The following is a 25,073-nucleotide window of genomic DNA, read 5'->3' on the forward strand; positions in this document are numbered from 1 at the left end:
TCGTTTTTACTTATTAACCCTGAAGCTTGATACTAAACCTATCAAACGAACACACTTATTCATCAAATTTGGAGAGACCCATGTTAGAGAATCGCGAAGGCCAAACTATTCCCAGCGTTACTTTTCACACCCGTCAAAACGACGCTTGGGTAGACATTAGCACCGAGCAACTGTTTAAAGATAAAACAGTGGTGGTATTCGCTTTACCGGGTGCCTTTACCCCGACTTGTTCTTCAACTCATCTACCTCGTTACAACGAGCTAGCGAGTGTACTCAAAGACAATGGTGTGGATGATATTATCTGCCTCAGTGTCAACGATACTTTTGTGATGAATGCTTGGTTAGCCGACCAAGAAGCAGAAAACATCACCGTCATTCCCGATGGCAACGGTGAATTCAGTGCAGGCATGGGCATGTTAGTCGACAAAACAGCCCTCGGTTTTGGTCAACGCAGCTGGCGCTACTCAATGCTGGTTAAGAATGGAGTGATCGAAAAAATGTTCATTGAAGCTGACGTTCCTGGCGACCCCTTTGAAGTCTCAGATGCCGATACCATGTTGCATTACATTAACTGTGATGCCAAAAAACCCGCGGCGATTAGTATCATCACCAAACCGGGGTGTCCATTCTGCATCAAGGCTAAACAGCTCTTGCAGCAACAAGGCTTAAGCTATGAAGAAGTGGTACTTGGCGCGGATGCGACCAGCGTTAGTCTGAAGGCCCTCAGTGGACGTAGCACCGTTCCACAAATATTCGTCGATGGCCAACACATTGGCGGTAGCGAAGAGTTAGAAGCCTACTTGGCCTAAGCCTTATCCGCAGGCGTGTCTCGTAACTCGTCTGCATTTTCTTCCATTATCAGTGATTTATAGGTCGTGAAGATGTCCCAATTAAAACCCAACAAAACCGTTGATGTCGCCATTATCGGCGGAGGTACTGCTGGCCTAGCTGCCTACCGTGCCGCTAAAGAACATACCAGCTCGGTAGTGATGATTGAGGCTGGTCCCTACGGCACGACCTGCGCGCGTGTCGGTTGCATGCCTAGTAAATTATTAATCGCGGCCGCAGAAAATGCTCACCAGTACCACAAATCGGCCCAATTTGGCGTCAACTTAGGAAAACCCAAGATCGATGGTTTTGCCGTCATGCAAAGAGTAAAAGCCGAACGAGACCGCTTTGTTAGTTTTGTCTTAGAATCGGTCGACGGCATCGAAGCGGAACACAAAATCGATGGCTATGCAGAATTTGTCGACCAACATCACCTGAGGGTGAGCCATAGCAACGGCGACACTCTGATTATTAAAGCCAAACGAATTGTTATCGCGAGCGGCTCTCGCCCCGCTTATCCGGCGGCATGGCAGGCCTTGGGCGATCGTTTACTAATTAATGATGACATCTTTGAATGGGACCGCCTCCCAAAATCAGTGGCAGTATTCGGCCCAGGTGTGATTGGTTTAGAATTAGGCCAAGCGCTGCATCGCTTAGGAGTAAAGGTTCTCATGTTCGGTGTTGGTGGTGCGGTCGGTCCGCTCAGCGACCCCGCGCTCACTGAGTATGCGAATATAGTTTATGGTAATGAATTCTATTTAGATAGCGATGCAAAAGTAAGCTTAATTGAACGCAGTGAGCAGGGAGTAAAGTTACGTTATCAAGACCAACAAGGTCAAAGCGTAGAGACCGAGGTCGACTATTTAATCGCCGCGACGGGTCGCCGACCCAACACCGATAAGCTGGGCTTGGACAAACTAAATATTGAATTGGATACCCGTGGCGTCCCAGTAGCCGACCACTACACTTTGCAGACCTCTGTTAGCAATATATTTATTGCGGGTGATGCCAGTAATCAAATTCCACTGCTGCATGAGGCCGCAGACCAAGGAAAAATTGCTGGCGATAACGCAGGCCGTGGTAAAGATATCAGAGCAGGCTTACGTCGTAGTCCAATTGCAGCAGTATTTAGCGATCCGCAAATCGCCATGGTGGGTGAAAGCTATCGCGATATTGAACAACGCTTGGGTAACTGCGGCTGCTTTGAGATCGGCAGTGTCAGCTTTGAAAACCAAGGGCGTAGCCGAGTGATGTTGGTCAATCAGGGACTCGCTCACTTATATGGTGAACAAGGCACTGGCCGTTTTTTAGGCGCAGAAATCATCGGCCCCAACGCTGAACACTTAGCGCATTTACTCGCCTGGGCACATCAAGCAAAAATGACGGTATCACAGATGCTAGACATGCCCTTCTATCACCCGGTCATCGAAGAAGGTTTACGCACCGCCTTACGTGACCTCAATGCCAAATTACACCTTGGCCCAGAAATGATCGATGCCTGTATGGAGTGCGGCGTAGGCAGTTAAATCGCGAACCACCACCGCAACGAAACTGAACAAATTCTATCAACAAAAAAGTTAATAGAATTTGTTTATATAGCCACAATATGCATCAGGGCTTACCATCTCGCGCTGTTTGCTCTATGCTACTTATAGTTTTGTTGGTACAGGGATCGTCGACGCAAACATTTATGCCTATTTTTCGCCTATTCGCCACATTGGGTTTAGTGATCGTGTTGTTATCTGATTACGCCAATGCTGCCACAGCACTCAAGAGCAGTGCTCAACATATTTATATTGCCGAAGATCAGCAAGTATTGCCGCATCGCTACGCAAATATTCCCCATTGGCTTGATAGTTTAACCGAGGTGAATCGGGTCGCCTTAACGGGTGGCAGCTACTGGTTAGTTAAGCAACTCAATATCCAGCAAGCAGATCAATGGCTCGCCAGCGTCGATGGTCCCAATATCGAGAATATAGATTATTATCTTTACTCTGAAGGTAACCAGCTCCGCCATCTTAGCAGCGGCTATTTGCACCCTTACGAATATCTGTTCAGCTATGCCCGACATATTGACACGCCAACTTTGGGAGGTTATTGGCTCATCGCCCGTGTATCAAGTCACTATTATACCGAGCAGCCGCAACTTAATTTCGCGCCCAAAGCAGAACTAGGCCAGTTATACCACCAACGGGCGAGTTTAATTACCCTCTGCTTAGGGGCCTTACTGATTTTGGCAATCTATAACGGCGCTGTCAGTATTGTTCAGCAAGACAAAGTATTTACCCTTTTTAGCGCTTACTTGCTAGCGATAACTATTTCTTTAGCCTTGGTTTTTCAAGTCACCGTTCACTTATTTAATCTACGAGCACTGAGCATACAATTGTTACCACTGCTCACAATTCCAGTTTTCAGCGTATTGTTTTATAGTCGTTTTCTTGATCTCCAACGATACTCGCCGCGGTTATGGTTAATCAGTCGGTATTTAATCGCGCTTTGCCTACTGGCAATCCCCGCCACCACAATTTGGCTGAACTATACCGTCGTGATCATTTTCAACTTAATCCTACTATGGATAACGCTCACGCTGGTCAGTGCGATGGTCTGTTGGCGAAAAGGTTCTGAGCAGGCAAGATCATTCATTTTACCAACCCTATTATTAATCGTACCTGCACTGCTAATCGTGTTATCAGTGATCCCCAAAGACACCACGACCTTACTCGCTACCGATATTTTATTATTACTTTGCTGTACCTTAAGCGGCTTAAGCATGTCGCTGGCATTACACTATAAATTTAAACGCTTAGTGCTTGAGTCATTGAAAGTGAACCAACAACTCAACCTGGAGCGTGACGCAGCCAGACTAGACGCCTTAACAGGCTTACAAAATCGCTATGCCTTTAACGAATATGTGAGTCAACAACTCACATTTACCGGCGAGCAAAACTGCTGCCTAGCCCTCATTGATATCGATTATTTAAAAATTGTGAATGACCAATCTGGACATCAAGAAGGAGATCGCTTAATCAAACTGGCCGCCGAAGCTTTAAATATGGTGTTAACTGATCGAGTTGAACTATTTAGGATCGGCGGGGATGAATTTGCGGTTTTTTCCAGCCAGCTTTCTGCGAGCGAACTTCAAGAGAAACTCAGTATCGTAGACAAGGTTATTCAACTCAATGGTGCGGCACACAGTGGGATAAGCTTTGGCTGTGCCAACACCAATAGCTGTCGCGACGCCGAGCAACTTTTTTATCGCGCCGATATGACCATGTACCAACAAAAAGCACAGCGTAAAAGCAAAGCCAAATTGGTTGTCGCTCCCAGTTATCCTTAAAGCTTACTCGCATTAATATGCTTAAAGGAGTCATCGATGCCACAGCAAGCAAACCAGACAAACCATTCAATGAACGACGCAACGGCGATATCCTTGCCAATAGCGGATTGATCAATAAAGTCATGAGAAAACAAGGTTCACCAGAACCAAGTATTAAGCCGTATAATTGCCAACGCGGTAGGCATTTATACCCGCATCGTTTTGGCCCGCCAGCCATCGAGACTTGATAAGCTTGAATGAGATCCAGAGCTACAGTATTAGATCATGAGTGAAAAATTAAGGGGGACTCATTTGAGTCGACTAAAACGATGATTGTAATTAAAGCGATTACCAGTGAACAAACGCTCGCCATTCGCCAGCAAGTATTATGGCCTCAACATGATATCAACTTCTGTCGTGTCGCCGAAGATCAACAAGGGCTGCACTTTGGTGGTTGGCTTGAACAAAAATTAGTCATTGTAGCCTCGCTATTTGTTAGTCAACGAGAAGTTCGCTTACGTAAATTTGCTTGCTTAGAGCAATATCAAAACCGCGGATTTGGAAGCACCATGCTCCGTTACCTAATCGAACAACAACAAAACCAAGCGCAATCCGATACGTTTTGGTTTGACGCCCGCTATACAGCCATCACCTTTTATCAAAATTTAGGCTTTCACGTCGACAGCGAAGTATTCTACAAGCACCAAATTGCCTACGTTAAAATGTCCCGCGACCTTGTTGCAGCAAGAACTGAAGAGGCAAACACATAAAAAAGACGAAAAAAAGGAGAAGCTAATAGCCTCTCCCATTTTCTGTCGGTCAACAAAGGTCAGATCTTATTTCTTTATCGCGCCAATCCTTAGCGCGATGTATTTAGAGTAATGATAGCGTTTTCTTGATGCAAGTTTTTTCCCCTAAAATCATAAGAAACTAGATCAAGCTCACTTAAAGTTGCCATTAAAGTGACCTAGATCAATGAAGCTAATTTAATATCTATTAACCGTACAAACCTTGCACTCAAGAGCACTGAGCTCATCGTCAACTGGAAACATCCCTTCCCAAAAAACAAGCAAAATGACATTTAAAAATGCATAAATGTCATAAATAAGCAGCATGTAAGCCATCGCTACAGCCAAGCTAAATGGACCTCTGCCCTTAGGCCAAAGCGTAAATATCGAAACGGTGAGTCTTGGTTGTTAGCTGATGATGGCTAGCCTTTCCCGCTAAAGGCTCCGCATAGCTCGGACGTTTCACTACCACTCGCTTGCTGGCAACCGCCAATGCTTGATCTAACAACAAATCGGCATCGAGATCGGCCCCAACGAGTTGCTGAAATACTCGCATTTCTTTCTTAACTTGCGCCGATTTTTTACGATGGGGATACATCGGATCAAGATAAACCACCTCGGCTTCTAGGCCAAGTTGTTGCAACTCATCAATACTACTCGCGTGTACCAACTGCATCCGCTCTGCGACCCAGGCGCCGATTTCAGGATCAGCTTTTGCTCTGCGTAAGCCATCTGCCAGCAAAGCGGCAACCCAAGGAGAGCGCTCAACCATGGTGACTCGGCATCCTAAGTTAGCCAAAACAAAAGCATCCCGACCTAAGCCCGCTGTCGCATCAATCACCGTAGGCCGCAGCCCCTTCTTCACGCCCACAGCTTTACTCACGGCTTCGGCGCCGCCATAGTGACGACGATGGGCCGCTCGCCCTGCCAAAAAATCGACCGAAATGTCTCCTAATTTGGCTTCATCACACCAGCGTAAATACAAGGTCTGTTGATCCAAGATCAAACAAAACCCCTGCTCTGGTCGTTGCGAACAAACTTGTAAGTTAAAACCGTCAATTAAACGCTGAGCATATCCACCATCAGCAGATGCTTCACAAAAAATACGAGGCTGAATTTGACTCACCTAACACTCTCCCAAACTCGGCAATAGACCTAGTTTAACAGCCTTATGGTCATTTTAGTTAAGCACGAACATCTCGATGGGCACCGGCCGACCAAAATGATAGCCTTGGGCATAGTCCACGCCAATCTCGAGTAAGATTTGATTGATTGCTTCATTTTCAACAAATTCAGCAATCGTTTTTTTACCCATCTCATGCGCAACTTGATTAATACTCTTAACAATCGCTGCATCCATACTATCGTTTTCTAGATCGCGAATGAAAATACCATCAATTTTTAGATAATCGATCGGCAGATTTTTTAAATAACCGAAGGAAGAGAGACCGGAGCCAAAATCATCCAGGGCAATTTTGCAACCTAACTGACGAACTTTATTGAAGAATTCTGTCGCAACATTAAAATTAGAAATAGCGACCGTTTCAGTGGTTTCAAAACACAGTTTATTCATTGGTAAAGCACACTCTTCCAACGTTGCTAGTAACCACTCAACAAACTCGCGATTCCCTAAAGACTGACCCGAGAGGTTCATCGAACACATCGTTAAACGAGTGAGATGACCAGGATTAACCGCCAACCATTGCAAACTTTTCGCAATCACCAAACGGTCTATTTGTTCTGCTAGATTATAATTCTCAGCCGCGGGTAAAAACGCACTCGGAGGCACAACTCGGCCATCTTCATCAATCATGCGAATTAAGACTTCATAATGTAGATAGTCTTCATCAACAGCTGAGACCGGAACAATCGGCTGGGCATAAAGTAAAAAACGCTCCTCTCGCAAGGCTTTTTGAATACGCGTGACCCATTCCATCTGCCCTTGACGCTCCAACAACATCTGGTCACCCATTTGATATAAGTAAGCTCGGTTGCGCCCTAAAGACTTAGCGGTAAAACAGGCTTTATCTGCTTGAGTTAAGATCTGTTGTGCAGAAGCTTGGTAGTGCCCAAATAAAGTCAAACCGATGCTACAGCCAAAACTAAACATACGCTCATCACACACATAGTGAGTATCATTCAGGCTCTTAATCAACAAGTTAGCAAAATCGAGACAGCTCTGCTGATCGGTCTGTTCAAGCAAAATAGCAAACTCATCACTGCCCAAGCGAGCCACAATTGCTGACCCTGTCAGCAATTGTTCCAGTACGCCAGCAACCTGTTTTAATGCCTGATCGCCAGAATTATGGCCGAAGGTATCGTTAATCACTTTAAACTGGGCTAAATCTATCACCAATAGTGCATGTTGACACGAATCAGATTGCTGCAACAACGTACTTAACCTGCGTTCAAAAAACGTACGGTTATAAACATCCGTGAGTGAATCATAGTTGGTGTAATAATCAAGTTTCTGAGTCAGATCACGAGTGGTGGTAATATCCTCACAACAGACAATAAAGCTATCTTCATTGGCTATTTTGAGGATGGATTCCTTAAACCACAAACCTTGCTCATTTCGAGTTCGATAGCGGACTTCTCGTACCTGAATATGGTCCGAAATCCCATCTAAATAGCGAAGCAATGAGGTTTGTAAATCGGCGTCACCATACAAACTACGTAATTGAGACAACTCTAATTGCTTGCGAGAAAAGCCTAAGTGATCGGCAAGCATTCTGTTACAAAAAACAATCACCCCCAAACGATTCAACAGCATTAACATCGCAGGGTTATGCTCAAACATCGCTCGATAATGACGCTCACTAGAAGTGAGCTGCTGATATTGCAACTCCATTAAATGAAGGCTTCTCAGCTCTAAGACCATTTGTTCGACCTGCTGCGCCGCTTTAAACTGAGGACTAATCACAAAATCGTATAATAGGTTTTCACTGGCGAGTAATAGAGTTGCATTAAAATGAACGACATTGCCTTGTAAACACTGAGCAAAGCCTTCTCGCAAACGTTGCGCTAGGGCCTGCTGATGCTGCCAAAACTGGCTGGAGAGCAAGGGATTCCCCACTAAATACTTCGCTCTCTCACCTAATAAAGTCATCAATGCCGGATTCATCATGAGCACGACACCGTGCTCATCCAGTAAAGCGCAAGCCTGCTCAGTATTAACAAATGCAGAGCAGAGTTGCTGCTGCTTTGCCTGCAAAGATTGCTTACTCTGGAGCCGGCGACGCATCACCCAAATCAGCAACAGCAACAGCAACAACACCACACTACTAAGAATAACGCTCGCTTGATAACGTGGTAACCAAGCCTGAAAAGCGGGTCGATTGATAAAAATTGCATCGCTTGCCAGATTCGATTTAGACATCTGCCAACGAGTTAATTGCGCATAATCAAAAAGATAGAGCTGCGGACTACGAGCCCGAATCGGGATCTCTTTTACATCACTTCCTTGTAAAGCTCGTCCAACCATCACACCAACCGCTTCACCGAGCTGATCTGGTAAAGTGACCATTCCACCAACGACGCCATCACCAATCGCATAATCCCATAAACTAAAAATAGGCGCCCGAGAAGCCAATGATAAAGCTTGCAGATTCTGCTGACTAAGTTTGCTGTTTCCGGTAAGCGAGGACGGCAACATCCCAAGTAGCAGGGCATGTTTAGGGGTTAACTGCGAGGTTTTTGCTTTGAGTTCCTCATAATCCATATCTTGCCAAATGGTATAGGTAATACCAAATTGTTCGGCTAAGCGCTTAAAACGTTCCGCAATACGTTGGCTAATGGCACTTTTGTCGAGCACTAAGTGCAAAGATTCAAGTTCGGGGAGCAATTGCCTGATCAACAATAGATTTTCACGTACCGCTTGCTGTTCGTGGATCCCAGTCAACATCGCCTTACGAGGTCCGGTGTAGGCGACCAAATCGGCACCCGCGGCAACCAATGGCGCTTGCAGCGTACCTTCGTTTTGTAAGGCTAAGGCCAACTTTAAAGCTTGCTCACCAACACTCACAACCAAATCAAACTGATAATAAAGAATGACTTGCTTAAGCATATTGAGCTGCGCTGCGCTGTATGGAGATTGATTGGGATTCAGCTCCGCTTCTACACGCTGATTAAAAAACCATATGGAACGTTCCGCTAATTGATCACGCAAACCTTGCTCAAAGCTTGCATCCCACTGCAAACCCGCCGGATAAGAATTCAGTAATAATACTCGTTCAGTCCGAGCCAAGGCAGCTTGTGAAATAAGCAGTAAACTCAACACAGCCGCATAGCAAAGTTGATTCGGCCTTGCTATCAACCCTATTCGTTTTAGTAACGTACTCACAAAAATAAACAACCGTCCTTCTCTGTTTTGGTTGACTCACTAGGCGTAGAAAGAGCCTTTGATACTGCCACTAGGCGTAAGCAAATCAGTTCTGTAGAATATGCGTCAATTCACCATAAGGTTTCACGCATTTATGAATATTTTGATGGCTCTTTCACAGCTCGAAGTGACTGGAGCCGAAGTCTACGCAACTCAAGTTGGTAATACTCTAGCGCAACGAGGGCATCAAGTATTCTATGTTTCTGACACCTTAAATTCTCCCCATCAAGGGCAGTATTTCAAGTTACGTTTCAATAAACGCAGTCTACCTAGAAGAGTATGGCATGTATTTTATCTTATCTATTTAATTTTTAGATATAAAATACAGTTAGTTCACGCACATAGTCGCGCTTCGGGTTGGTCTGCTTATGTTGCCTGCCGACTCACCAATACGCCAATGATCACCACCGTTCATGGACGACAGCCGGTACATCGCTCACGCAAAAAGTTCCATGCCTTGGGATATCATGCTGTCGCGGTGTGTGAAAATATCGCCCGACAAATCGTCCGTGATTTGGGTGTCGCCGAGTCACAGGTCAGCGTGCTGCGCAATGGCGTCGATAGTCAAGTATTCAAACCCTTAGCAGCGAATCACCGGGCCAAACCGGTAATTCAGATTATTGGTCGTTTAACCGGCCCCAAGGGCCAATTGGTCTATCAACTACTGGAACAATGCATTGATTTAGCGGCAAACCAAGTTCAAGTGATCAGCGGTAGTCAAATCGATCCAATCTTCGATAAATTTAAAACTAAAGTAAAATTTTGCGGCTATAGCGCCAATATTCGCCAAACCATCAGCCAAGCAGACTTAGTCATCGGGGCAGGACGGGTGGCCATGGAAGCCTTAATGTGCCAAAAACCGGTTTTTGCGGTCGGCGAAGCAAATGCCATCGGTTTAATCTCGGTAGACAATCTAGCATCGGCCATGGCCAGCAATTTTGGTGATGTTGCCGACGGAGGGAAAACCGAACTCGATATCGACTACCCTCAATTAGCCAAGCAACTACGAAGTGCGCTCAAACAGCCCAAAGTTGATGAAGAAGTTTACCAAATAATCACCGAACAATATTCCTTAGAGAAAATGACTCAACGACTGCTTGAGTTGTATCAAAGTGCTTATGTATACACCAAGAAACGAGAAATCCCGATCATCATGTATCACCGGGTGATTCACAACGATCCAAGCCAACACGGGGTGTATGGCACTTATGTGACTTTGGAGCGTTTGGAGCAACACTTTCAAACGATTCAGCGCATGGGTTTAAGCCCGATCACTTTCCAGCAATTAGATGAGATCGGTTTAGACCATCGTTTCGACCACGGCAAACGCTACATCATTCTTACCTTCGACGATGGTTTTAAAGACAACTACGATTTATTACTACCACTACTCAAAAAGTATCAATTTAAGGCAATGATCTACGCTGTCACCGGCACCGATCATAATCGCTGGGATGTAGAACATCCCAGTAAGCCCGACCAACGCTTTGAACTGATGAGTCCACAACAACTGCGCGACATCGACCGCAGCGGTTATGTTGAGATCGGCGGACATACCGTGAACCATCCCAAATTGGCCAGTCTCAGTCATGCCGAACAACAGCATGAGATCGCGTACAACAAGGCACAACTCGAAAGCTTACTTGAGCGCCCCCTTTATAGCTTTGCCTACCCCTATGGCGACCATAACGAGCAAACAAAACGACTGGCGAAACAAGCGGGCTATACCTACACTGTCGCCACCGACTCTGGACCGGTAGCCCTACATGAAGATTTACAACAGATTCGACGAATCGTGATGTTCCCCAGTACCACCAAGTTCGGTTTGTGGCGTAAAATTAAAGGCAACTACACCATCAAAAAAGCGGCTAAACCTCAAACTAAGAACTTGAGTTAAGCAATCAATTGAAAATCTAAGGTCACTCAACAATGAATATTTCGATTGTGATGATTAACTACAATTCGACCCGACATACACTCGAGTGTTTGCAGTCTATTGCAGACTCTCAACCCAAGGTAAGTTTTGAAGTTATTGTGGTAGACAATGCTTCTCAAGCTGAGCAACTTGAAAACTTACAACAAGAAATTGGTGCTTATCCGTGGGCAAAGCTCATCATCAATCCCCTTAATCTTGGTTTTTCCGGGGGCAACATGTCTGGTTACCCTCACGCCACTGGTGACTACTTATTTTTTCTCAATAATGATACTCAGGTCAGTCCGCACTGCTTAGATGTATTACACCATTTCATGGAAAGCCACCCAGAAGTAGCCCTTTGCAGTCCGACCATCTTCAGCGAAACCAATCAGCATACAGCCTCTTTTGAGTTCATCCCTAGCGTCGCCAATAAACTATTCGGAGCATCGCTATTAAGACTACTGCAGCCGAGCAACTATCCTCAGCGCAAACAGCAGCATCAACAACCGATTAAAGTGCCGGTGATCAGCGGTGCCACCATGTTTTTCAGACGCCAGGACTTTGAGCAACTGGGTGGCTACGACACCAAATATTTCTTGTATTGCGAAGAAGAAGATTTTGCCATCCGTCTACGTGATGCCAACAAAGCCATCTACTTACTGAATGAGGCAAAGGTGGTCCACTCCGGCGGCGGCAGCACAGAACGGGATCTTGCGATTGAAAAAGAGTTCTATATCTCATTTTATCGTCTACTCGATAAACACTATTCACGCTTATCAAAAATCATTATTAAGGCCTTATATATCATTAAGGAATGTAAGCGAGTACTAAAAAAACCAGAAAGAAAACCCTTGCTAGCTTTCTTACTTAAAGGGGCTCCGGAGTCAGAATCTCTTCGATACCAACAATCAAGTCAGGATATGCAATGAGTCACTCAACCTTAAAAGCCAGTGTCATTATTTCGATTTATCAAGATGTTGAGGCTCTCCATGCAATTTTATACGCTTTAAGCCGTCAAATCGAGCAACGCTTTGAGGTCATCATCGCTGAAGACTGTGAATGTAAAGCCGTAAGGGAATACCTCGCTCAGCACACATTTCCTTTCGCCATCAATCACCTCACCCAAGAAGATAAAGGTTTTCGTAAGACCAAAGCCGTAAACCGAGCGGTCGCCGCAGCAAAAACCGAGTATTTGATGTTTTTAGATGGCGATTGCCTGCCCCATAGCCAATACGTCGCCGAGCATTTGAATCAACGTGAAAACAATCGCGTCTGCACTGGGCGTCGCGTGCATCTTGGCCCCACAATGTCCAGGTGGTTTAGGAAGAACCCCTCATTAATAAAGCTGATTGAAAATCGGCTGGTGTATACCCTGCTAGGACTTCCCTTAGTGTTTGATCACACCAAAAACTATGAGATTGGCTTTCGCTCAACTACGCTACACAAACGCCAAGCAAAAAAATACCTAACGATCGTAGGTTGCAACTGGTCAGTGTCAAGAGCCGATATGTTGAAAATAAACGGCTATAATGAAGATTTGCCGGGTGTGGGAGGAGAAGATGACGATCTGGGATGGCGTTTTAATGGCAAGGGCATTCACGAAAAAAGTGTTAAATTTGTAATTCCCGTTTATCACCTTCACCATGTTGAACGCCGCGCAGATGTCAGCACCAACTTACAGATCATCAAGCAAAATACCGCCCAAAAGCGCTACTACTGTAAAAATGGTGTCGATAAATATCTTTCTGAGACTCACGAAAACTTAAATCAAACGCATAAATCATGACGCATCAATTCACACCAGTGGAAATCGACCAAGTTAGCTATAGCCACCAATTTGCTATATGCACCCTTGTCACCGATCACGCAGAATACCAAGGTATGCTAAACTCCTTCGCTCGCGCTGGTTTTAGCCCACAAAACTCTCAATTCATTTTTGCTGACAATAGTACGCATAATAAATTGGATGCTTATCAGGCAGTCAAAAAATTTATTAATCATGCCGACGCCGAATACATCATTATTTGCCATCAGGACATCTTGTTAGATTTTGACGATAAAGCAGTTTTAGAACAGCGCATAGCAGAACTTGATGCCATCGATCCTAACTGGGGGATATGTGGCAATGCGGGATATATCAACTTTAAAAATTATGCCATGAGAATTAGTGACCCGCATGAAGAAAACATAAATGTGGGGCCATTCCCCGCCAAGGTAAAAAGCTTAGATGAAAACTTTTTAGTATTAAGAAAACATGCTGCACTGTCTGTTTCTAGCGACCTATCTGGGTTTCACTTGTATGCCACCGATATGTGTATCTTAGCTAACATATTAGGCCACAATAGCTACGTGATCGATTTTCATCTGCGCCATAACAGTGGCGGAAATATCGAGCAAAGCTTTGAACAGAGTAAGCGTGCATTACTCAATAAATATGCCAATGCATTAAGCAATAAGTATATAAGAAGTACCTGCACCAAAATGATAATAACCAGCAATCGTGCTTTAAATAGAATATTCAATAGAAATCTATTTTATAGCATTCGAAAAAGAATAGAGATAATCACCAATCTATTCAGGAATTAAGCATGCGAAAATTTATAATATTTGCCCCGTCATATGACGAAACCGTGGGGGGCGCAATCGTACTTCACAAGCTTTGTCATGTGATCAACAAATTAGGCTTTAAAGCTTATCTCTTCCCTAGCTTTGATTCTGAATTAACGAATAAATATCACTTTTTAAAGCCTACCAAGCAGATTTTCAACTCTCTTTTCCATAAAAGAGACCGGAAATTTAGAGTCAATCCTAGCTTTTTAACGCCCATCTATACTGGGCAATTATCAGCTTTAAATGACGACTACGTCGTGGTTTACCCTGAAACTGTATTAGGGAATCCTCTGCAAGCTAAAAATATCGTTCGCTGGCTACTGCATGAGCCTGGCTATCATACGGGTCAATTCTGTTTCGGTAGAAATGAGCTTATTTACAAGTTTAGTAGCGGCATAAAAGATTTCATCGTCGATAGTTCGCTAACATCATCACTGCTGTTAAAGGTGATTCATTATCCTCTAGAGCACTACAATACAGAATCAACAGCTAAAGTACGCTCTGGCACCGCATACTGTTTACGTAAAGGTGCAAACAAAGCAATGATGCATGATCTTAACGACTCGATTCTTATCGACAATAAGTCGAACGCTGAAATTGCGGCCATTTTTAAGTCTGTTAAAAGCTTTATTTCCTACGATACCTTAACTGCCTATTCTGTTTTTGCCGTACTGTGTGGCTGTCAATCAATCATTATACCGGACCAAGGTGTATCAGAAGAACAATGGTACCCTAAGGCCGAAGACAGATATGGCCTCGCCTATGGCTTTAACAATATACACAAAGCTGAAGAAACAGCCCACTTAGTATTGCCGAGGGTTCTTAACGAAGAAAGAGGCGTTGAAAAGCTGGTCTCACAATTCTTACTAGAGACCCAAAACTTTTTTGCTTAAGCGACGAATGTCTTGGCATTTTTATATGACGACTAACGGTAAACCATCACCATGGATATAAAGTTTAATACGCCTTACATTTCAGGAAAAGAACTCTACTACATAGCGCAAGCTGTCATGGGAGGCTATTCGGCTGGCGATGGGCCTTTTGGTAAGCGCTGTGAGGATAGCTTAAATCAGCTATTATCTATTAAAAATAGCGTTTTACTAACTACATCCTGCACTTCAGCCATGGAGATAGCCGCATTAGAGCTTAAGCTCTCTAGTCAAGACGAGTTTATACTGCCTTCCTATACCTTTGTATCGACAGCGAATGCCTTTTGCCTCAGAGGCGCTAAGCCTATCTTTGCAGATATCGATCCTATCACCTTAAATATAGATTTGGCCCATGTTGAAAGCCTCATTTCATCGGCGACAAAAGCATTAGTTCCAGTTCACTATGCGGGTATTAGCTGTGATATGGAGCAATTAATGTCAATTAGCCACTCTGCAAATATTCCAGTTATTGAAGATGCCGCACAGGCAATAGGCTCTAGTTATAAGGGGCAAGCATTAGGCACTTTTGGAGACTATGCCGCCTTTAGTTTTCATGAGACAAAAAATATTATTTGCGGAGAAGGTGGAGCCTTAGTTTGTAAAACAAATAAACTCAAAGAAGCCAGTGAAATTATTCGTGAAAAAGGTACTAACAGAGCACAGTTTTTCCGAGGCCAAGTCGACAAATATACATGGACATCTATAGGCTCTTCTTACGTATTATCTGATTTATCTGCTGCATTTTTATTTGCTCAATTAGAAAACTTTAATGAAATACAGCAACGCAGAATGGCTGTTTACAATTGCTATTCCAAGCGCTTAGCCATACTTGAGCAGCAAGGCTTGGCAAAGTTGCCTAACATTCCAAACTACAATACCCATAACGGGCATATCTTTTACTTGCTGTTAGAAGATTTGGACACTCGACAACGCTTAATTGCCTTCCTTAAAGAAAAGGGAATTATGGCAGTGTTTCATTACGTTCCACTGCATTCTTCCCCTATGGGCGAATCTCTCGGCTACAAAAAGGGCATGCTACCAGTCACGGAAAAAGTGAGTGATACCTTATTAAGATTGCCTTTATGTTCAGCCTACGATGAAGACATTGCCAATACCGTATCCGATGCGGTTCTGGAGTTTTTTGGGCTACAAAAATGAATATTACTTTTTTCTTCATGACACAAAAAGCATATGACTGCTTACCTGTAATAAAACGCTTAAACAAAACCGTTAATCCGCTTGTTGTTATTGGTCAAGATCCGTCAGTAGAAAACGACTATTCAAAAGGTATGGTCAGCTACTGTGAAGAACACAATATAGCTTATTGCTTAAAACAGGATTATCCCAACGACAACCAAGCAGAGTATGCTGTAGCCATAGGCTGGAGATGGATGCTCACAAATTTAGATTGTGAACTAATCGTATTCCATGACTCGTTACTACCTAAATACCGTGGGTTTAATCCTTTAGTTTCTGCGCTAATAAATGGTGAGCCAGAAGTTGGTGTCACTGCATTAAAAGCTAACCTAGAATTTGATGCAGGTGATATTGTAGGGCAGCAATCTGTTCACATTAGCTACCCCATTAAAATTCAACAGGCCATCACTTTAGTTAGTCGATGTTACCAAGACTTACTAGATCGAGTCTTAATTAGCATGCTGAACGAAAACCTAAGTTATCAAGCTCAAGACACAAGCTTAGCGACTTACAGTGTGTGGAGAGATGAACGTGATTATCAAATTAATTGGAGCGACGATGCGAGAAAAATAGCACGTTTTGTTGATGCTATTGGTTATCCTTATAAAGGGGCTCAAACAACCATAAATGGCGAGCCTTGCCACATCACCGACGTCGAGGTGGTTGAGCCTTTTAAAGTAGAAAACAGAGTCGCTGGCAAGGTAATGTTCATTAAAGCGGGCCAGCCTGTTGTTCTTTGTGGAAATGGCGCAATTAAAATCATCAATGGCCACTACGAAGACCAAAGGCCATTGGTACCTCTAGAAAAGTTCCGTAGTCGCTTTGGAGATGAGAAATAGCCATCTAGCATTTGAGCAAGATGGCTCTTCCATCAAGTCCAATCCAAAACCACCTTGCCGCTTTGCCCAGAGCGCATCGCGTCAAAGCCTTGTTGAAAATCATCAACATGATAATGGTGAGTAATGATAGGGCTTAAATCAAGACCTGATTGTACCAAAGATGCCATTTTGTACCACGTTTCAAACATCTCTCGCCCGTAGATGCCTTTAATCACCAGGCCTTTAAAAATCACTTGGCTCCAATCGATGCTCATGTCGCTGGGAGGGATCCCCAACATCGCCACTTTACCGCCATGATTCATCAATTCTAACATCGAACAAAAAGCAGTCGGCACGCCTGACATTTCCAGGCCAACATCAAAGCCTTCGGTCATTTTAAGTTCGCTCATGGTATCGCTCAGTGCTTGCTTAGCGACATTCACCACTCGCGTTGCGCCCATTTTCTTGGCTAAATCGAGGCGGTAATCATTCACATCGGTCACCACCACATGCCGCGCACCAACATGTCTACAAATCGCAGCGGCCATGACCCCAATGGGGCCTGCGCCGGTAATCAGTACATCTTCACCCACCAGATCAAAGGATAAAGCACTGTGTACCGCGTTGCCAAAAGGGTCAAAAATGGCGGCAAGGTCATCGCTAATTTCATCCGGTAACTTAAAGGCATTCACCGCAGGGATCACTAAGTATTGGGAGAAACAACCGGTGCGGTTCACCCCCACACCGACGGTATTACGACACAAATGAGTACGCCCACCGCGACAGTTACGGCAATGGCCACAGGTAATATGACCCTCACCGGAGACCCGATCACCAACCGAAAAACCACGCACTTCCTGACCAATGTCGACCACCTCTCCGGCATATTCATGGCCAATTACCATGGGGACAGGAATGGTTTTTTGGGACCACTCATCCCAGTTGTAAATGTGTACATCGGTACCACAAATAGCGGTTTTATTGATTTTGATTAATAGGTCGTTATGACCAAGCTCTGGCATTTCCACTTGGGTCATCCAAATGCCGGGCTCCGCCTTCAGTTTTGCTAAGGCCTTAATAGTCATGCAATCACTCCTAGTTCTTTACCCACCTCAGTGAAGGCTGCTACTGCATGTGCTAACTGCTCGCGCGTGTGCGCAGCAGAAATCTGAGTGCGGATCCGCGCTTGGCCTTTTGGCACCACCGGAAAAGAAAAACCAATCACGTAAATGCCGCGCTCTAACAACTTATCAGCAAAGCAACTCGCCAATTTGGCGTCACCCAACATCACCGGAATAATCGCATGGTCGGCACCATCTAGCGCAAAACCCGCCTTGCTCATTTCCTCTCTAAAATACGCGACGTTGTCCCACAGCTGTTTGCGCAAAGCATCGCCTTCGGCCAATAGTTCCAGCACTTTAAGTGAAGCACTCACAATGGCTGGGGCCAGTGAGTTGGAAAATAAATAAGGGCGTGAACGTTGGCGCAACCAATCAATCACTTCTTTTTTAGCTGCGGTAAAACCACCCGATGCGCCGCCCATGGCTTTACCCAAGGTACCGGTAATAATATCCACTCGACCCATCACCTGATGATACTCATGGGTGCCACGCCCCCCTGCGCCAACAAAACCAACCGCGTGAGAATCATCCACCATCACCATCGCATTATATTTGTCGGCTAAATCACAAATGCCAGGCAGGTTAGCAATTACCCCATCCATAGAAAACACCCCATCGGTGGCGATCAGCTTAAAGCGCGCACCAGCGGCATCGGCATCCTTTAAGCATTGCTCTAATTCGGTGAGATCATTATTGGCATAACGGAAGCGTTTCGCTTTACATAAACGCACCCCATCAATGATCGATGCATGATTGAGCGCATCGGAGATAATCGCATCTTCAGGGCCTAACAAAGTTTCAAACAAACCTGCATTGGCATCAAAGCAAGAAGAGTAAAGGATGGTATCTTCCATCCCAAGGAATTCACTCAAGCCCCGTTCTAACTGTTTATGAATATCTTGGGTGCCACAAATAAAGCGCACCGAAGCGGCGCCAAAGCCATGGCTATCTAGGCCCGTTTTGGCGGCTTCAATCAAGGCTGGAGAGTTTGCTAAACCCAAATAGTTGTTGGCACAGAAGTTAATTACTGGGCCCTGCGCCACCGTAATATTGGCTTGCTGCTGAGAACTAATTACCCGTTCCTGTTTGTACAGGCCATCGTCTTTAACTTGTTGCAATTGCTGCTGAATATAAGAAGAAAAAGAAGCCGTCATAACACACCTAATTAAAAGCCAGAATTCTGGCTGAATTATAGTGATTTGTTTGGCAAATTCAGCTTATATTCTAAATAAAATGCTATTTTTTGCGCTGTGCACACTCTGAATAGTGTTGGTGCAATCGCTGATAAATACTCATCGACTGTTCTGTAAAATAAGGTCGTAGAATAAACAGTATTTTTAACACCCCCTCATAGAGTCGCGGTTTAGTGATTAGTCCGCCTTTTAGTTGCGCACTCTGGTAGCCGATCCAAGCACCAATGATGAATTTAATGCTATCCGCCAATTCGACTAGGCTGGCATCATCGCCCGTAATAAAGCGACTATCTCGAAACTGCACCAGTATATCCCGGCTCCATTTTTCCAGCTCGGTTTGTAAGGCCTGATATTTGGCTTCAAGCAAGGGATCTCGGGCCAATAACTCTAATAAATTGGCGTACATAAAACGGAAGCGCCACATCAGTTCAAAGCTTGCATCCAAATATTGCATCACATGATCGAGCGTTAATAGTTGATCGGCATGCGGGCGAAAACTACTATCAAGCTGCTCAGCATAAAGCTCAAAAATGCTACGAATAATCTCCTGTTTATTACTAAAATGGTAATACAGGTTTCCCGGGCTAATGCCTAACTCAGCAGCAATATGATTAGTGCTCACTTGGCGCTCGCCACGCTCATTAAATAACTTCAAAGAAGCATGAATAATTTTGTCTTTGGTTTTCATTTAGCTGTTACGTTGCCAGTTATATTATTGTGATACCTGTAAACGCCTCCAAAATCCAGTTTTTATTCACTGTTTTCCACTGGTCACGCAATTGCTATTCGGCGCATCACAGCATAAAATCCTTGCACTCATGGCAAATTTTAGAATGGTAGAATTATGATTATTGTAACCGGCGGAGCTGGCTTTATTGGCGCCAACATAGTGAAGAGCTTAAATGAGCTAGGCCATAACGACATCATCGTGGTTGACGACCTAAAAGACGGCACCAAATTTGTCAACTTAGTCGATCTGGATATCGCCGATTATCTCGACAAAGATGATTTTATCGCTCGTATCGTCTCCGGTGAAGACCTTGGCGCGGAATACGGCCAAGAGATCGAAGCCATATTCCACGAAGGTGCCTGCTCTGCCACCACCGAGTGGGATGGCAAATACATGATGGAAAACAATTATGAGTACTCTAAAGAATTACTTCATTATTGTTTAGAACGTCGTATTCCCTTCCTGTATGCCTCATCGGCGGCCACTTACGGTGATACCGAAACCTTCATCGAAGAAAAACAATACGAAGGCCCACTCAACGTTTACGGCTATTCAAAACTGCAATTCGACAATTACGTACGCCGTTTACTACCAGAGATAGAGTCACAAGTGGTTGGCTTTCGTTACTTCAATGTTTACGGCCCACGAGAGCAACACAAAGGCAGTATGGCCAGTGTGGCTTTCCACCTGAACAACCAAGTCAACGATGGGCAAAACCCCAAACTATTTGAAGGCTATGATGGTTACGGTAACGGCGGACAGAGCCGCGATTTTGTGTATGTAGGCGATGTAGCTAAAGTTAACTTATGGTTTTGGCAAAATCCCGAACAAAGCGGTATTTTTAATTTGGGGACAGGTCAGGCGGAACCGTTCCGTTCAGTGGCCGAAGCGGTGATTAAACATCACCAAAAAGGTGAAATTGAATACATTCCCTTCCCCGACCACCTCAAAGGTCGCTACCAGAGCTTTACTCAAGCCAATATCGATAAGCTACGCGCCGCAGGTTATAGCGAAGATTTTAAAACCGTCGCCGAGGGCGTTGCTGAATACATGACTTGGTTGAATAAATAAATCTCCCGCGACAAAAGGGGCGATAGGCCCCTTCAGGTAAAACATGAAGATATTGGTGGTCGGCCCGTCTTGGGTGGGTGACATGGTGATGTCACAAAGTTTATATAAAAGCTTAAAACAACTACACCCGCAGGCGCAATTAGACGTATTGGCCCCCGATTGGTGTCGTCCGATGTTGGAGCGCATGCCGGAGGTAGACAATGCCTTACGGATGCCGCTGGGCCATGGTGATCTGCAACTCGCGGTGCGCTGGAAGCTCGCCAGAGCCATCAAAGCTAAAGGCTATGATTGGGCCATCACTCAACCAAATTCGCTCAAAGCAGCACTGGTTCCTTGGTTTGCAGGCATTAAACGCCGTACCGGCTGGAAGGGAGAGAGCCGTTATGGTGTACTCAACGACCTGCGCAGCAATAAACAAGCCTTCCCACTCATGGTGGAACGTTATGTGTCTTTGGCCTACCCAAAGCAGACGATGACTTCTGCCGCTAAGCTTCCGAGCTACCAGCATCCGGCCTTAAGCGCCAACTCAAACAACCAGCAACAGGCACTCAGCCAATTAAACTTAAGCGACTCTCAACCCATTTTGGCACTTTGCCCCGGCGCAGAATTTGGCCCCGCCAAGCGCTGGCCAGAGCAACATTATGCAACAGTTGCCCAGCACTGGATTGAACAACGTAACGGTCAAGTGTGGATTTTCGGTTCGGATAAAGATCAAGCGGTAGGCGAGCAAATCATCGCTCATTTAGCGGAAGCCTCGCAAAGCGCTTGTTATAATCTCGCAGGTAAAACCAAACTAGCCGAAGCAATCGACTTAATGGCGCTGGCCAGCTTAGCCATTAGCAACGACTCCGGCCTAATGCACATCGCCGCCGCGCTAAAGCTCCCCTTAATCGCAGTGTATGGCTCATCGTCCCCACAATACACCCCGCCACTGACAGATACGGCAGAAATTTTACACACCGATATCGAATGCCGCCCTTGCTTTAAGAAAACCTGTCAGTTTGGCCATTTAAAATGCTTAAGCGAATTAGCGCCCGAGCGAGCTATCTTGCTCATCAATAACTTACTCACAACATCATGATCATAGGAAACTTATGCTACGAATTTTAATTATTCGTTCAGGCGCGCTAGGCGATACTATTTTTGCGAGTGCCGTGATGGAGGTACTTCATCAGGCATACCCTCAAGCGAGTTTTGATTGGATAGTCAGTAGCAAATCCATCGGTTTATTTGAACATGATCCGCGAGTGACTCAGTGCTTTAGCCTAAAACACCGTAAACTGCCGATTTTTATAAGCTTAGAAAAGCAAGCGATCATTCGTCACAGCAAACAACAACCTTATGATTTAGTGGTCAATCTAGAACATCACCCAACCTTTTGTGCTTTGGCAAAAGCCATACAAACCAGAGCCCGCCTCGAAATTAACGATCACCCGATAACTAGCAACAAGGTACCGCACGCTGTAGAAACCATGAAACAGCCTCTTTACGCCTTGCTAAGGAATGAGTCCTTAGCAAGCAGCCTTAATCAGCTGAATATTGCAGACATTGGCCCACGGATCATGGGTGAGCCGCTTGCTAAAATTGAGGCTAAATTTAAACTCCCGAAGCATTACATCGTCTTATGCCCAGGGAATAGCCATTCCAAAAAGAGTAAAATCAACCACAGGGCATGGCCAGAAGCACATTGGATTCAACTGATTAAGGAATTCGCAAACAGTCAGACGATCGTGCTATTGGGGAGCCAGGCAGACCGCCAGCAAATCGAACTTTGGGATCTGCCTAAAAGCTCGTCAATCTTAAACCTTGCAGGCAAAACCAATCTCAGTGAGTTAGTCGCGCTCATAGAACATGCAGTGGTAGCCGTCACCACCGATTCGGGCCCGACTCATATCGCATCCGCGGTACAAACCCCAAACATTGCACTGATCGGCCCAACCGATCCAGATAGTACCGGTCCCTATCAAACCCAAGATAATCATTCGCAGATACTGCTATCCAATTTGGATTGTCAGCCTTGTTATGGCACCGATATCCAGCGTCAATGTACGAATAATGAATGTATGAACCAACTCACTCCAGAGTTAGTTAAGCATACCATCAACAAATATCTTCACGCTTCAATGAGTGAGCAATAAAAGGCACAATCATGCTTGGTGGTTTATATCAGCTACTATTACTAATATTTTTACCTTTCGCCATGTATAAATTGTATTGGCCAAAACGAGGTAAACCAGTGGTGGGTAAACGCTGGCCAGAACACTTTGGTTTAGGTAAAAAAATCGCTCAGGTCGACCTGTGGTTGCATACCGTATCGGTGGGCGAGGTGATTGCCGCCACCCCTTTTATTCAGCAGCTAAAACAGCAGCAACCACAGCTGAACATTTTACTCACCACCACCACCGCCACGGGTGCTAAGCAAGCACAGCAGCGGCTCTCAGAGCTGGTGACTCACCGTTATGCGCCCTTTGACCTTTGGCCCTGTATTACCTTGTTTTTGGCGAAATACCAGCCTAAGCAGCTGTGGATCATGGAAACCGAGTTATGGCCCAACTGGCTTAGCCTATGCCACGCCAAAAACATCCCGGTGGCCCTAATAAACGCCCGCATGTCCCAACGCTCCTGTCGCCGTTATCAAAAATTATCTGCATTCTCTCGGCCGCTGTTCGCCAAACTCAAACTGGTGTTAGCGCAACATCAAGACGATGCACAGCGCTTCAATCAACTTGGCGTCGATGCGGCAAAGCTGGTGGTCACAGGTTCGATTAAATACGATTTACCCGATTGTCAGCACATTCAAGCACAAGCCATCCAGTTACGTGCGCAGCTATTTGGCCAACGCCCAGTGTGGATAGCAGCCAGCACCCATAAGGGAGAAGACGAGCGGGTGCTTGAGATCATGCAACAAGTGCAGCAGCAACACCCCACGAGTCTACTTATTTTGGTACCTCGTCACCCCGAGCGCTTCGAGCAAGTGGCCGAGTTATTAAATCAACAACAGGTCAAATTTGCTCGACGCAGTAAACACAATCATGTCGAACCGCAACAACTGGTATATTTAGCCGATAGCATGGGAGAAATGATGTTGATGTACGGCTGCGCAGATATCGCCTTTGTAGGAGGCTCACTGGTTCCCATTGGCGGGCACAATTATTTGGAGGCGGCGGCCATGAGCCTCCCTTGCATTGCCGGAGAATTTGATTTCAACTTCTCCGACATCAGCCAACAGCTACAAAGTTGTGGGGCGCTGAAACTAAGCGCCGATAGCAGCCAACTGGCAACTTGGCTAAACCAATGGCTGAGTCAGCCACAGCTGGCCGCAGAGGCGGGGGCTGCAGGCTTAACGGTGGTCAAACAAAACCAAGGCGCACTCCAGCGAAGTTTAAAGGCACTCAAAACACTTTAAAGCGCTTTTTGGTATGCATCCACTAAGTTTAGCCAATCAGATTCTAACCAATGACAATAGCCTGGCTTGGCTTGTTCTTTCACCAAGGAGCGGAGTAGCCGGGTTATATTTTCTTGCCGCCAGCGTTTACGAGGACGGCAAATCGCCCCATTATCGAAGTCGATCAGCCACACTTTGCCATTGGTATCAATCATGATATTACGTAGATTTAGATCGGCGTGATTCACTCCCGCCTTATGAAACGCGGCAATGGTTTCCCCCATTTGACGCCATAAAGAAACTGGCAAACGTTTCTCACTCAATAGCTGGGCCAGATCTCGAGCGCCATGGATCCGTTCTATAATCAAGTCGGCTTGAAAACTGAACCCCTGTCGTTTAATACGTCCAGCAATCGGCGTTGGTGCGGGCAATCCCAACGTTTGCAATTGCATCAATAACACAAACTCTCGCCACACTCGGCTACGCTTCAAACTAACATAAAAGTAACGATCATTACTCACCTTGGAGACGAGGCCACCTCGATGGTAATGGCGCAATACAAACTCCCGATGGAGATAACGAAAAAACAAAGTCTTACCACGGCCCATGGCTTGTCCAACCACCGCTCGATTTTGTTGCCAATGGCGTGCTTCAAAGTAAACGTCACTTACCTCTTGCCATTCAGCGGGGTTGTAGAACAACCATCCTTCATTTGTGCGTTGCTTTTCTATCTGCATAACTATCGCTTATGGAATATATCTGGGCGATTTTACATCGCAGGCTGCAAAAAG

Annotated in this window: 20 protein-coding genes and 1 pseudogene; 15 read left to right on the top strand and 6 right to left on the bottom strand. The window is 45.2% G+C overall.

Annotated features, from left to right (window positions below; genetic code table 11):
• Nucleotides 1-80: 80 nt before the first annotated feature.
• From ACRRSY_RS22075 to ACRRSY_RS22090, 4 genes are all read left to right on the top strand, one after another.
• Complete coding sequence (locus tag ACRRSY_RS22075) at nt 81-809, top strand: glutathione peroxidase (protein ID WP_432455416.1); 729 nt, start codon at nt 81-83, stop codon at nt 807-809.
• A gap of 72 nt (nt 810-881) precedes the next feature.
• Nucleotides 882-2,354 (top strand): dihydrolipoyl dehydrogenase, encoded by a 1,473-nt coding sequence (locus ACRRSY_RS22080; protein ID WP_432455415.1) that lies wholly within the window; start codon nt 882-884, stop codon nt 2,352-2,354.
• 164 nt (nt 2,355-2,518) lie between these two features.
• A complete protein-coding gene (locus tag ACRRSY_RS22085; RefSeq protein ID WP_432464040.1) occupies nt 2,519-4,165 on the top strand; it encodes a diguanylate cyclase domain-containing protein in 1,647 nt (548 codons plus the stop codon).
• Between the two features lie 308 nt (nt 4,166-4,473).
• The gene (locus ACRRSY_RS22090) at nt 4,474-4,914 is read left to right on the top strand and encodes a GNAT family N-acetyltransferase (protein WP_432464041.1); all 441 of its coding nucleotides are present in this window, start codon (nt 4,474-4,476) and stop codon (nt 4,912-4,914) included.
• Between the two features lie 385 nt (nt 4,915-5,299).
• Here the strand turns inward: ACRRSY_RS22090 and ACRRSY_RS22095 are convergent.
• Both ACRRSY_RS22095 and ACRRSY_RS22100 read right to left on the bottom strand, forming a co-directional pair.
• A pseudogene (locus ACRRSY_RS22095) lies at nt 5,300-5,944 on the bottom strand (class I SAM-dependent methyltransferase); the annotation flags it as partial.
• A 168-nt stretch (nt 5,945-6,112) separates the two neighbouring features.
• A complete protein-coding gene (locus ACRRSY_RS22100; protein WP_439033338.1) occupies nt 6,113-9,208 on the bottom strand; it encodes an ABC transporter substrate binding protein in 3,096 nt (1,031 codons plus the stop codon).
• A 199-nt stretch (nt 9,209-9,407) separates the two neighbouring features.
• On the opposite strand from ACRRSY_RS22100, the gene ACRRSY_RS22105 reads away from it, so the two are divergent.
• The 7 genes from ACRRSY_RS22105 to ACRRSY_RS22135 are packed head-to-tail and all read left to right on the top strand — an operon-like array spanning nt 9,408 to nt 16,803.
• Nucleotides 9,408-11,210 (top strand): polysaccharide deacetylase family protein, encoded by a 1,803-nt coding sequence (locus ACRRSY_RS22105; protein ID WP_432455411.1) that lies wholly within the window; start codon nt 9,408-9,410, stop codon nt 11,208-11,210.
• 32 nt (nt 11,211-11,242) lie between these two features.
• The gene (locus tag ACRRSY_RS22110; protein WP_432460476.1) at nt 11,243-12,157 is read left to right on the top strand and encodes a glycosyltransferase family 2 protein; all 915 of its coding nucleotides are present in this window, start codon (nt 11,243-11,245) and stop codon (nt 12,155-12,157) included.
• Nucleotides 12,154-13,014: a glycosyltransferase gene (locus ACRRSY_RS22115; protein WP_432455409.1), complete on the top strand. Its 861-nt coding sequence runs from the start codon at nt 12,154-12,156 to the stop codon at nt 13,012-13,014. Before ACRRSY_RS22110 ends, ACRRSY_RS22115 begins: the two co-directional genes overlap by 4 nt.
• Before the next feature lie 17 nt (nt 13,015-13,031).
• Complete coding sequence (locus ACRRSY_RS22120) at nt 13,032-13,814, top strand: hypothetical protein (RefSeq protein ID WP_439033339.1); 783 nt, start codon at nt 13,032-13,034, stop codon at nt 13,812-13,814.
• Nucleotides 13,815-13,816: 2 nt separating this feature from the next.
• The gene (locus tag ACRRSY_RS22125; protein ID WP_432460477.1) at nt 13,817-14,731 is read left to right on the top strand and encodes a hypothetical protein; all 915 of its coding nucleotides are present in this window, start codon (nt 13,817-13,819) and stop codon (nt 14,729-14,731) included.
• A 51-nt stretch (nt 14,732-14,782) separates the two neighbouring features.
• Complete coding sequence (gene rffA / locus ACRRSY_RS22130; RefSeq protein WP_432455406.1) at nt 14,783-15,925, top strand: dTDP-4-amino-4,6-dideoxygalactose transaminase; 1,143 nt, start codon at nt 14,783-14,785, stop codon at nt 15,923-15,925.
• Entirely contained in the window at nt 15,922-16,803 is an 882-nt protein-coding gene (locus tag ACRRSY_RS22135; protein WP_432455405.1) for a methionyl-tRNA formyltransferase, read from the top strand. Before rffA ends, ACRRSY_RS22135 begins: the two co-directional genes overlap by 4 nt.
• Nucleotides 16,804-16,835: 32 nt before the next feature.
• On the opposite strand, the gene tdh is transcribed toward ACRRSY_RS22135, so the two are convergent.
• The 3 genes from tdh to ACRRSY_RS22150 all read right to left on the bottom strand — a co-directional run bounded on the left by tdh (nt 16,836) and on the right by ACRRSY_RS22150 (nt 19,784).
• Nucleotides 16,836-17,861 carry an L-threonine 3-dehydrogenase gene (gene tdh, locus ACRRSY_RS22140; RefSeq protein WP_432464698.1) on the bottom strand — a complete coding sequence of 342 codons (1,026 nt, stop codon included), beginning with the start codon at nt 17,859-17,861 and terminating at the stop codon, nt 16,836-16,838.
• Nucleotides 17,862-17,863: 2 nt separating this feature from the next.
• Nucleotides 17,864-19,057, bottom strand: a complete 1,194-nt coding sequence (locus ACRRSY_RS22145) for a glycine C-acetyltransferase (RefSeq protein ID WP_432464043.1) — start codon at nt 19,055-19,057, stop codon at nt 17,864-17,866.
• 82 nt (nt 19,058-19,139) lie between these two features.
• Nucleotides 19,140-19,784: a TetR/AcrR family transcriptional regulator gene (locus ACRRSY_RS22150; RefSeq protein ID WP_432455403.1), complete on the bottom strand. Its 645-nt coding sequence runs from the start codon at nt 19,782-19,784 to the stop codon at nt 19,140-19,142.
• A gap of 156 nt (nt 19,785-19,940) precedes the next feature.
• Here ACRRSY_RS22150 and rfaD point away from each other — a divergent pair, with 156 nt between their 5' ends.
• From rfaD to waaA, 4 genes are read left to right on the top strand one after another with little or no spacing between them, the layout of a single operon-like run.
• On the top strand, nt 19,941-20,897 hold the full coding sequence (gene rfaD, locus ACRRSY_RS22155) for an ADP-glyceromanno-heptose 6-epimerase (RefSeq protein ID WP_432455402.1): 957 nt from the start codon (nt 19,941-19,943) through the stop codon (nt 20,895-20,897).
• Nucleotides 20,898-20,940: 43 nt separating this feature from the next.
• Entirely contained in the window at nt 20,941-21,978 is a 1,038-nt protein-coding gene (gene waaF / locus ACRRSY_RS22160; protein ID WP_432455401.1) for a lipopolysaccharide heptosyltransferase II, read from the top strand.
• 13 nt (nt 21,979-21,991) lie between these two features.
• Nucleotides 21,992-23,035 carry a glycosyltransferase family 9 protein gene (locus tag ACRRSY_RS22165; RefSeq protein WP_432455400.1) on the top strand — a complete coding sequence of 348 codons (1,044 nt, stop codon included), beginning with the start codon at nt 21,992-21,994 and terminating at the stop codon, nt 23,033-23,035.
• Between the two features lie 11 nt (nt 23,036-23,046).
• The gene (waaA, locus tag ACRRSY_RS22170) at nt 23,047-24,303 is read left to right on the top strand and encodes a lipid IV(A) 3-deoxy-D-manno-octulosonic acid transferase (protein WP_432464044.1); all 1,257 of its coding nucleotides are present in this window, start codon (nt 23,047-23,049) and stop codon (nt 24,301-24,303) included.
• Here the strand turns inward: waaA and ACRRSY_RS22175 are convergent.
• Entirely contained in the window at nt 24,300-25,019 is a 720-nt protein-coding gene (locus tag ACRRSY_RS22175) for a 3-deoxy-D-manno-octulosonic acid kinase (protein ID WP_432460478.1), read from the bottom strand. The genes waaA and ACRRSY_RS22175 overlap by 4 nt on opposite strands.
• Nucleotides 25,020-25,073: the final 54 nt, after the last annotated feature.

Origin of the sequence: Agarivorans sp. QJM3NY_33 (genome assembly GCF_050870865.2) — a bacterium.
In the GTDB taxonomy this organism is placed as follows: domain Bacteria; phylum Pseudomonadota; class Gammaproteobacteria; order Enterobacterales; family Celerinatantimonadaceae; genus Agarivorans.

What these genes read in the sequence shown, in the direction of transcription:
- ACRRSY_RS22075 (WP_432455416.1), top strand. Translation starts at nt 81, where the DNA reads ATGTTAGAGAATCGCGAAGGCCAAACTATTCCCAGCGTTACTTTTCAC.
- ACRRSY_RS22080 (WP_432455415.1), top strand. Translation starts at nt 882, where the DNA reads ATGTCCCAATTAAAACCCAACAAAACCGTTGATGTCGCCATTATCGGC.
- ACRRSY_RS22085 (WP_432464040.1), top strand. Translation starts at nt 2,519, where the DNA reads ATGCCTATTTTTCGCCTATTCGCCACATTGGGTTTAGTGATCGTGTTG.
- ACRRSY_RS22090 (WP_432464041.1), top strand. Translation starts at nt 4,474, where the DNA reads ATGATTGTAATTAAAGCGATTACCAGTGAACAAACGCTCGCCATTCGC.
- ACRRSY_RS22105 (WP_432455411.1), top strand. Translation starts at nt 9,408, where the DNA reads ATGAATATTTTGATGGCTCTTTCACAGCTCGAAGTGACTGGAGCCGAA.
- ACRRSY_RS22110 (WP_432460476.1), top strand. Translation starts at nt 11,243, where the DNA reads ATGAATATTTCGATTGTGATGATTAACTACAATTCGACCCGACATACA.
- ACRRSY_RS22115 (WP_432455409.1), top strand. Translation starts at nt 12,154, where the DNA reads ATGAGTCACTCAACCTTAAAAGCCAGTGTCATTATTTCGATTTATCAA.
- ACRRSY_RS22125 (WP_432460477.1), top strand. Translation starts at nt 13,817, where the DNA reads ATGCGAAAATTTATAATATTTGCCCCGTCATATGACGAAACCGTGGGG.
- rffA (WP_432455406.1), top strand. Translation starts at nt 14,783, where the DNA reads ATGGATATAAAGTTTAATACGCCTTACATTTCAGGAAAAGAACTCTAC.
- ACRRSY_RS22135 (WP_432455405.1), top strand. Translation starts at nt 15,922, where the DNA reads ATGAATATTACTTTTTTCTTCATGACACAAAAAGCATATGACTGCTTA.
- ACRRSY_RS22145 (WP_432464043.1), bottom strand. Translation starts at nt 19,057, where the DNA reads ATGACGGCTTCTTTTTCTTCTTATATTCAGCAGCAATTGCAACAAGTT.
- ACRRSY_RS22150 (WP_432455403.1), bottom strand. Translation starts at nt 19,784, where the DNA reads ATGAAAACCAAAGACAAAATTATTCATGCTTCTTTGAAGTTATTTAAT.
- rfaD (WP_432455402.1), top strand. Translation starts at nt 19,941, where the DNA reads ATGATTATTGTAACCGGCGGAGCTGGCTTTATTGGCGCCAACATAGTG.
- waaF (WP_432455401.1), top strand. Translation starts at nt 20,941, where the DNA reads ATGAAGATATTGGTGGTCGGCCCGTCTTGGGTGGGTGACATGGTGATG.
- ACRRSY_RS22165 (WP_432455400.1), top strand. Translation starts at nt 21,992, where the DNA reads ATGCTACGAATTTTAATTATTCGTTCAGGCGCGCTAGGCGATACTATT.
- waaA (WP_432464044.1), top strand. Translation starts at nt 23,047, where the DNA reads ATGCTTGGTGGTTTATATCAGCTACTATTACTAATATTTTTACCTTTC.
- ACRRSY_RS22175 (WP_432460478.1), bottom strand. Translation starts at nt 25,019, where the DNA reads ATGCAGATAGAAAAGCAACGCACAAATGAAGGATGGTTGTTCTACAAC.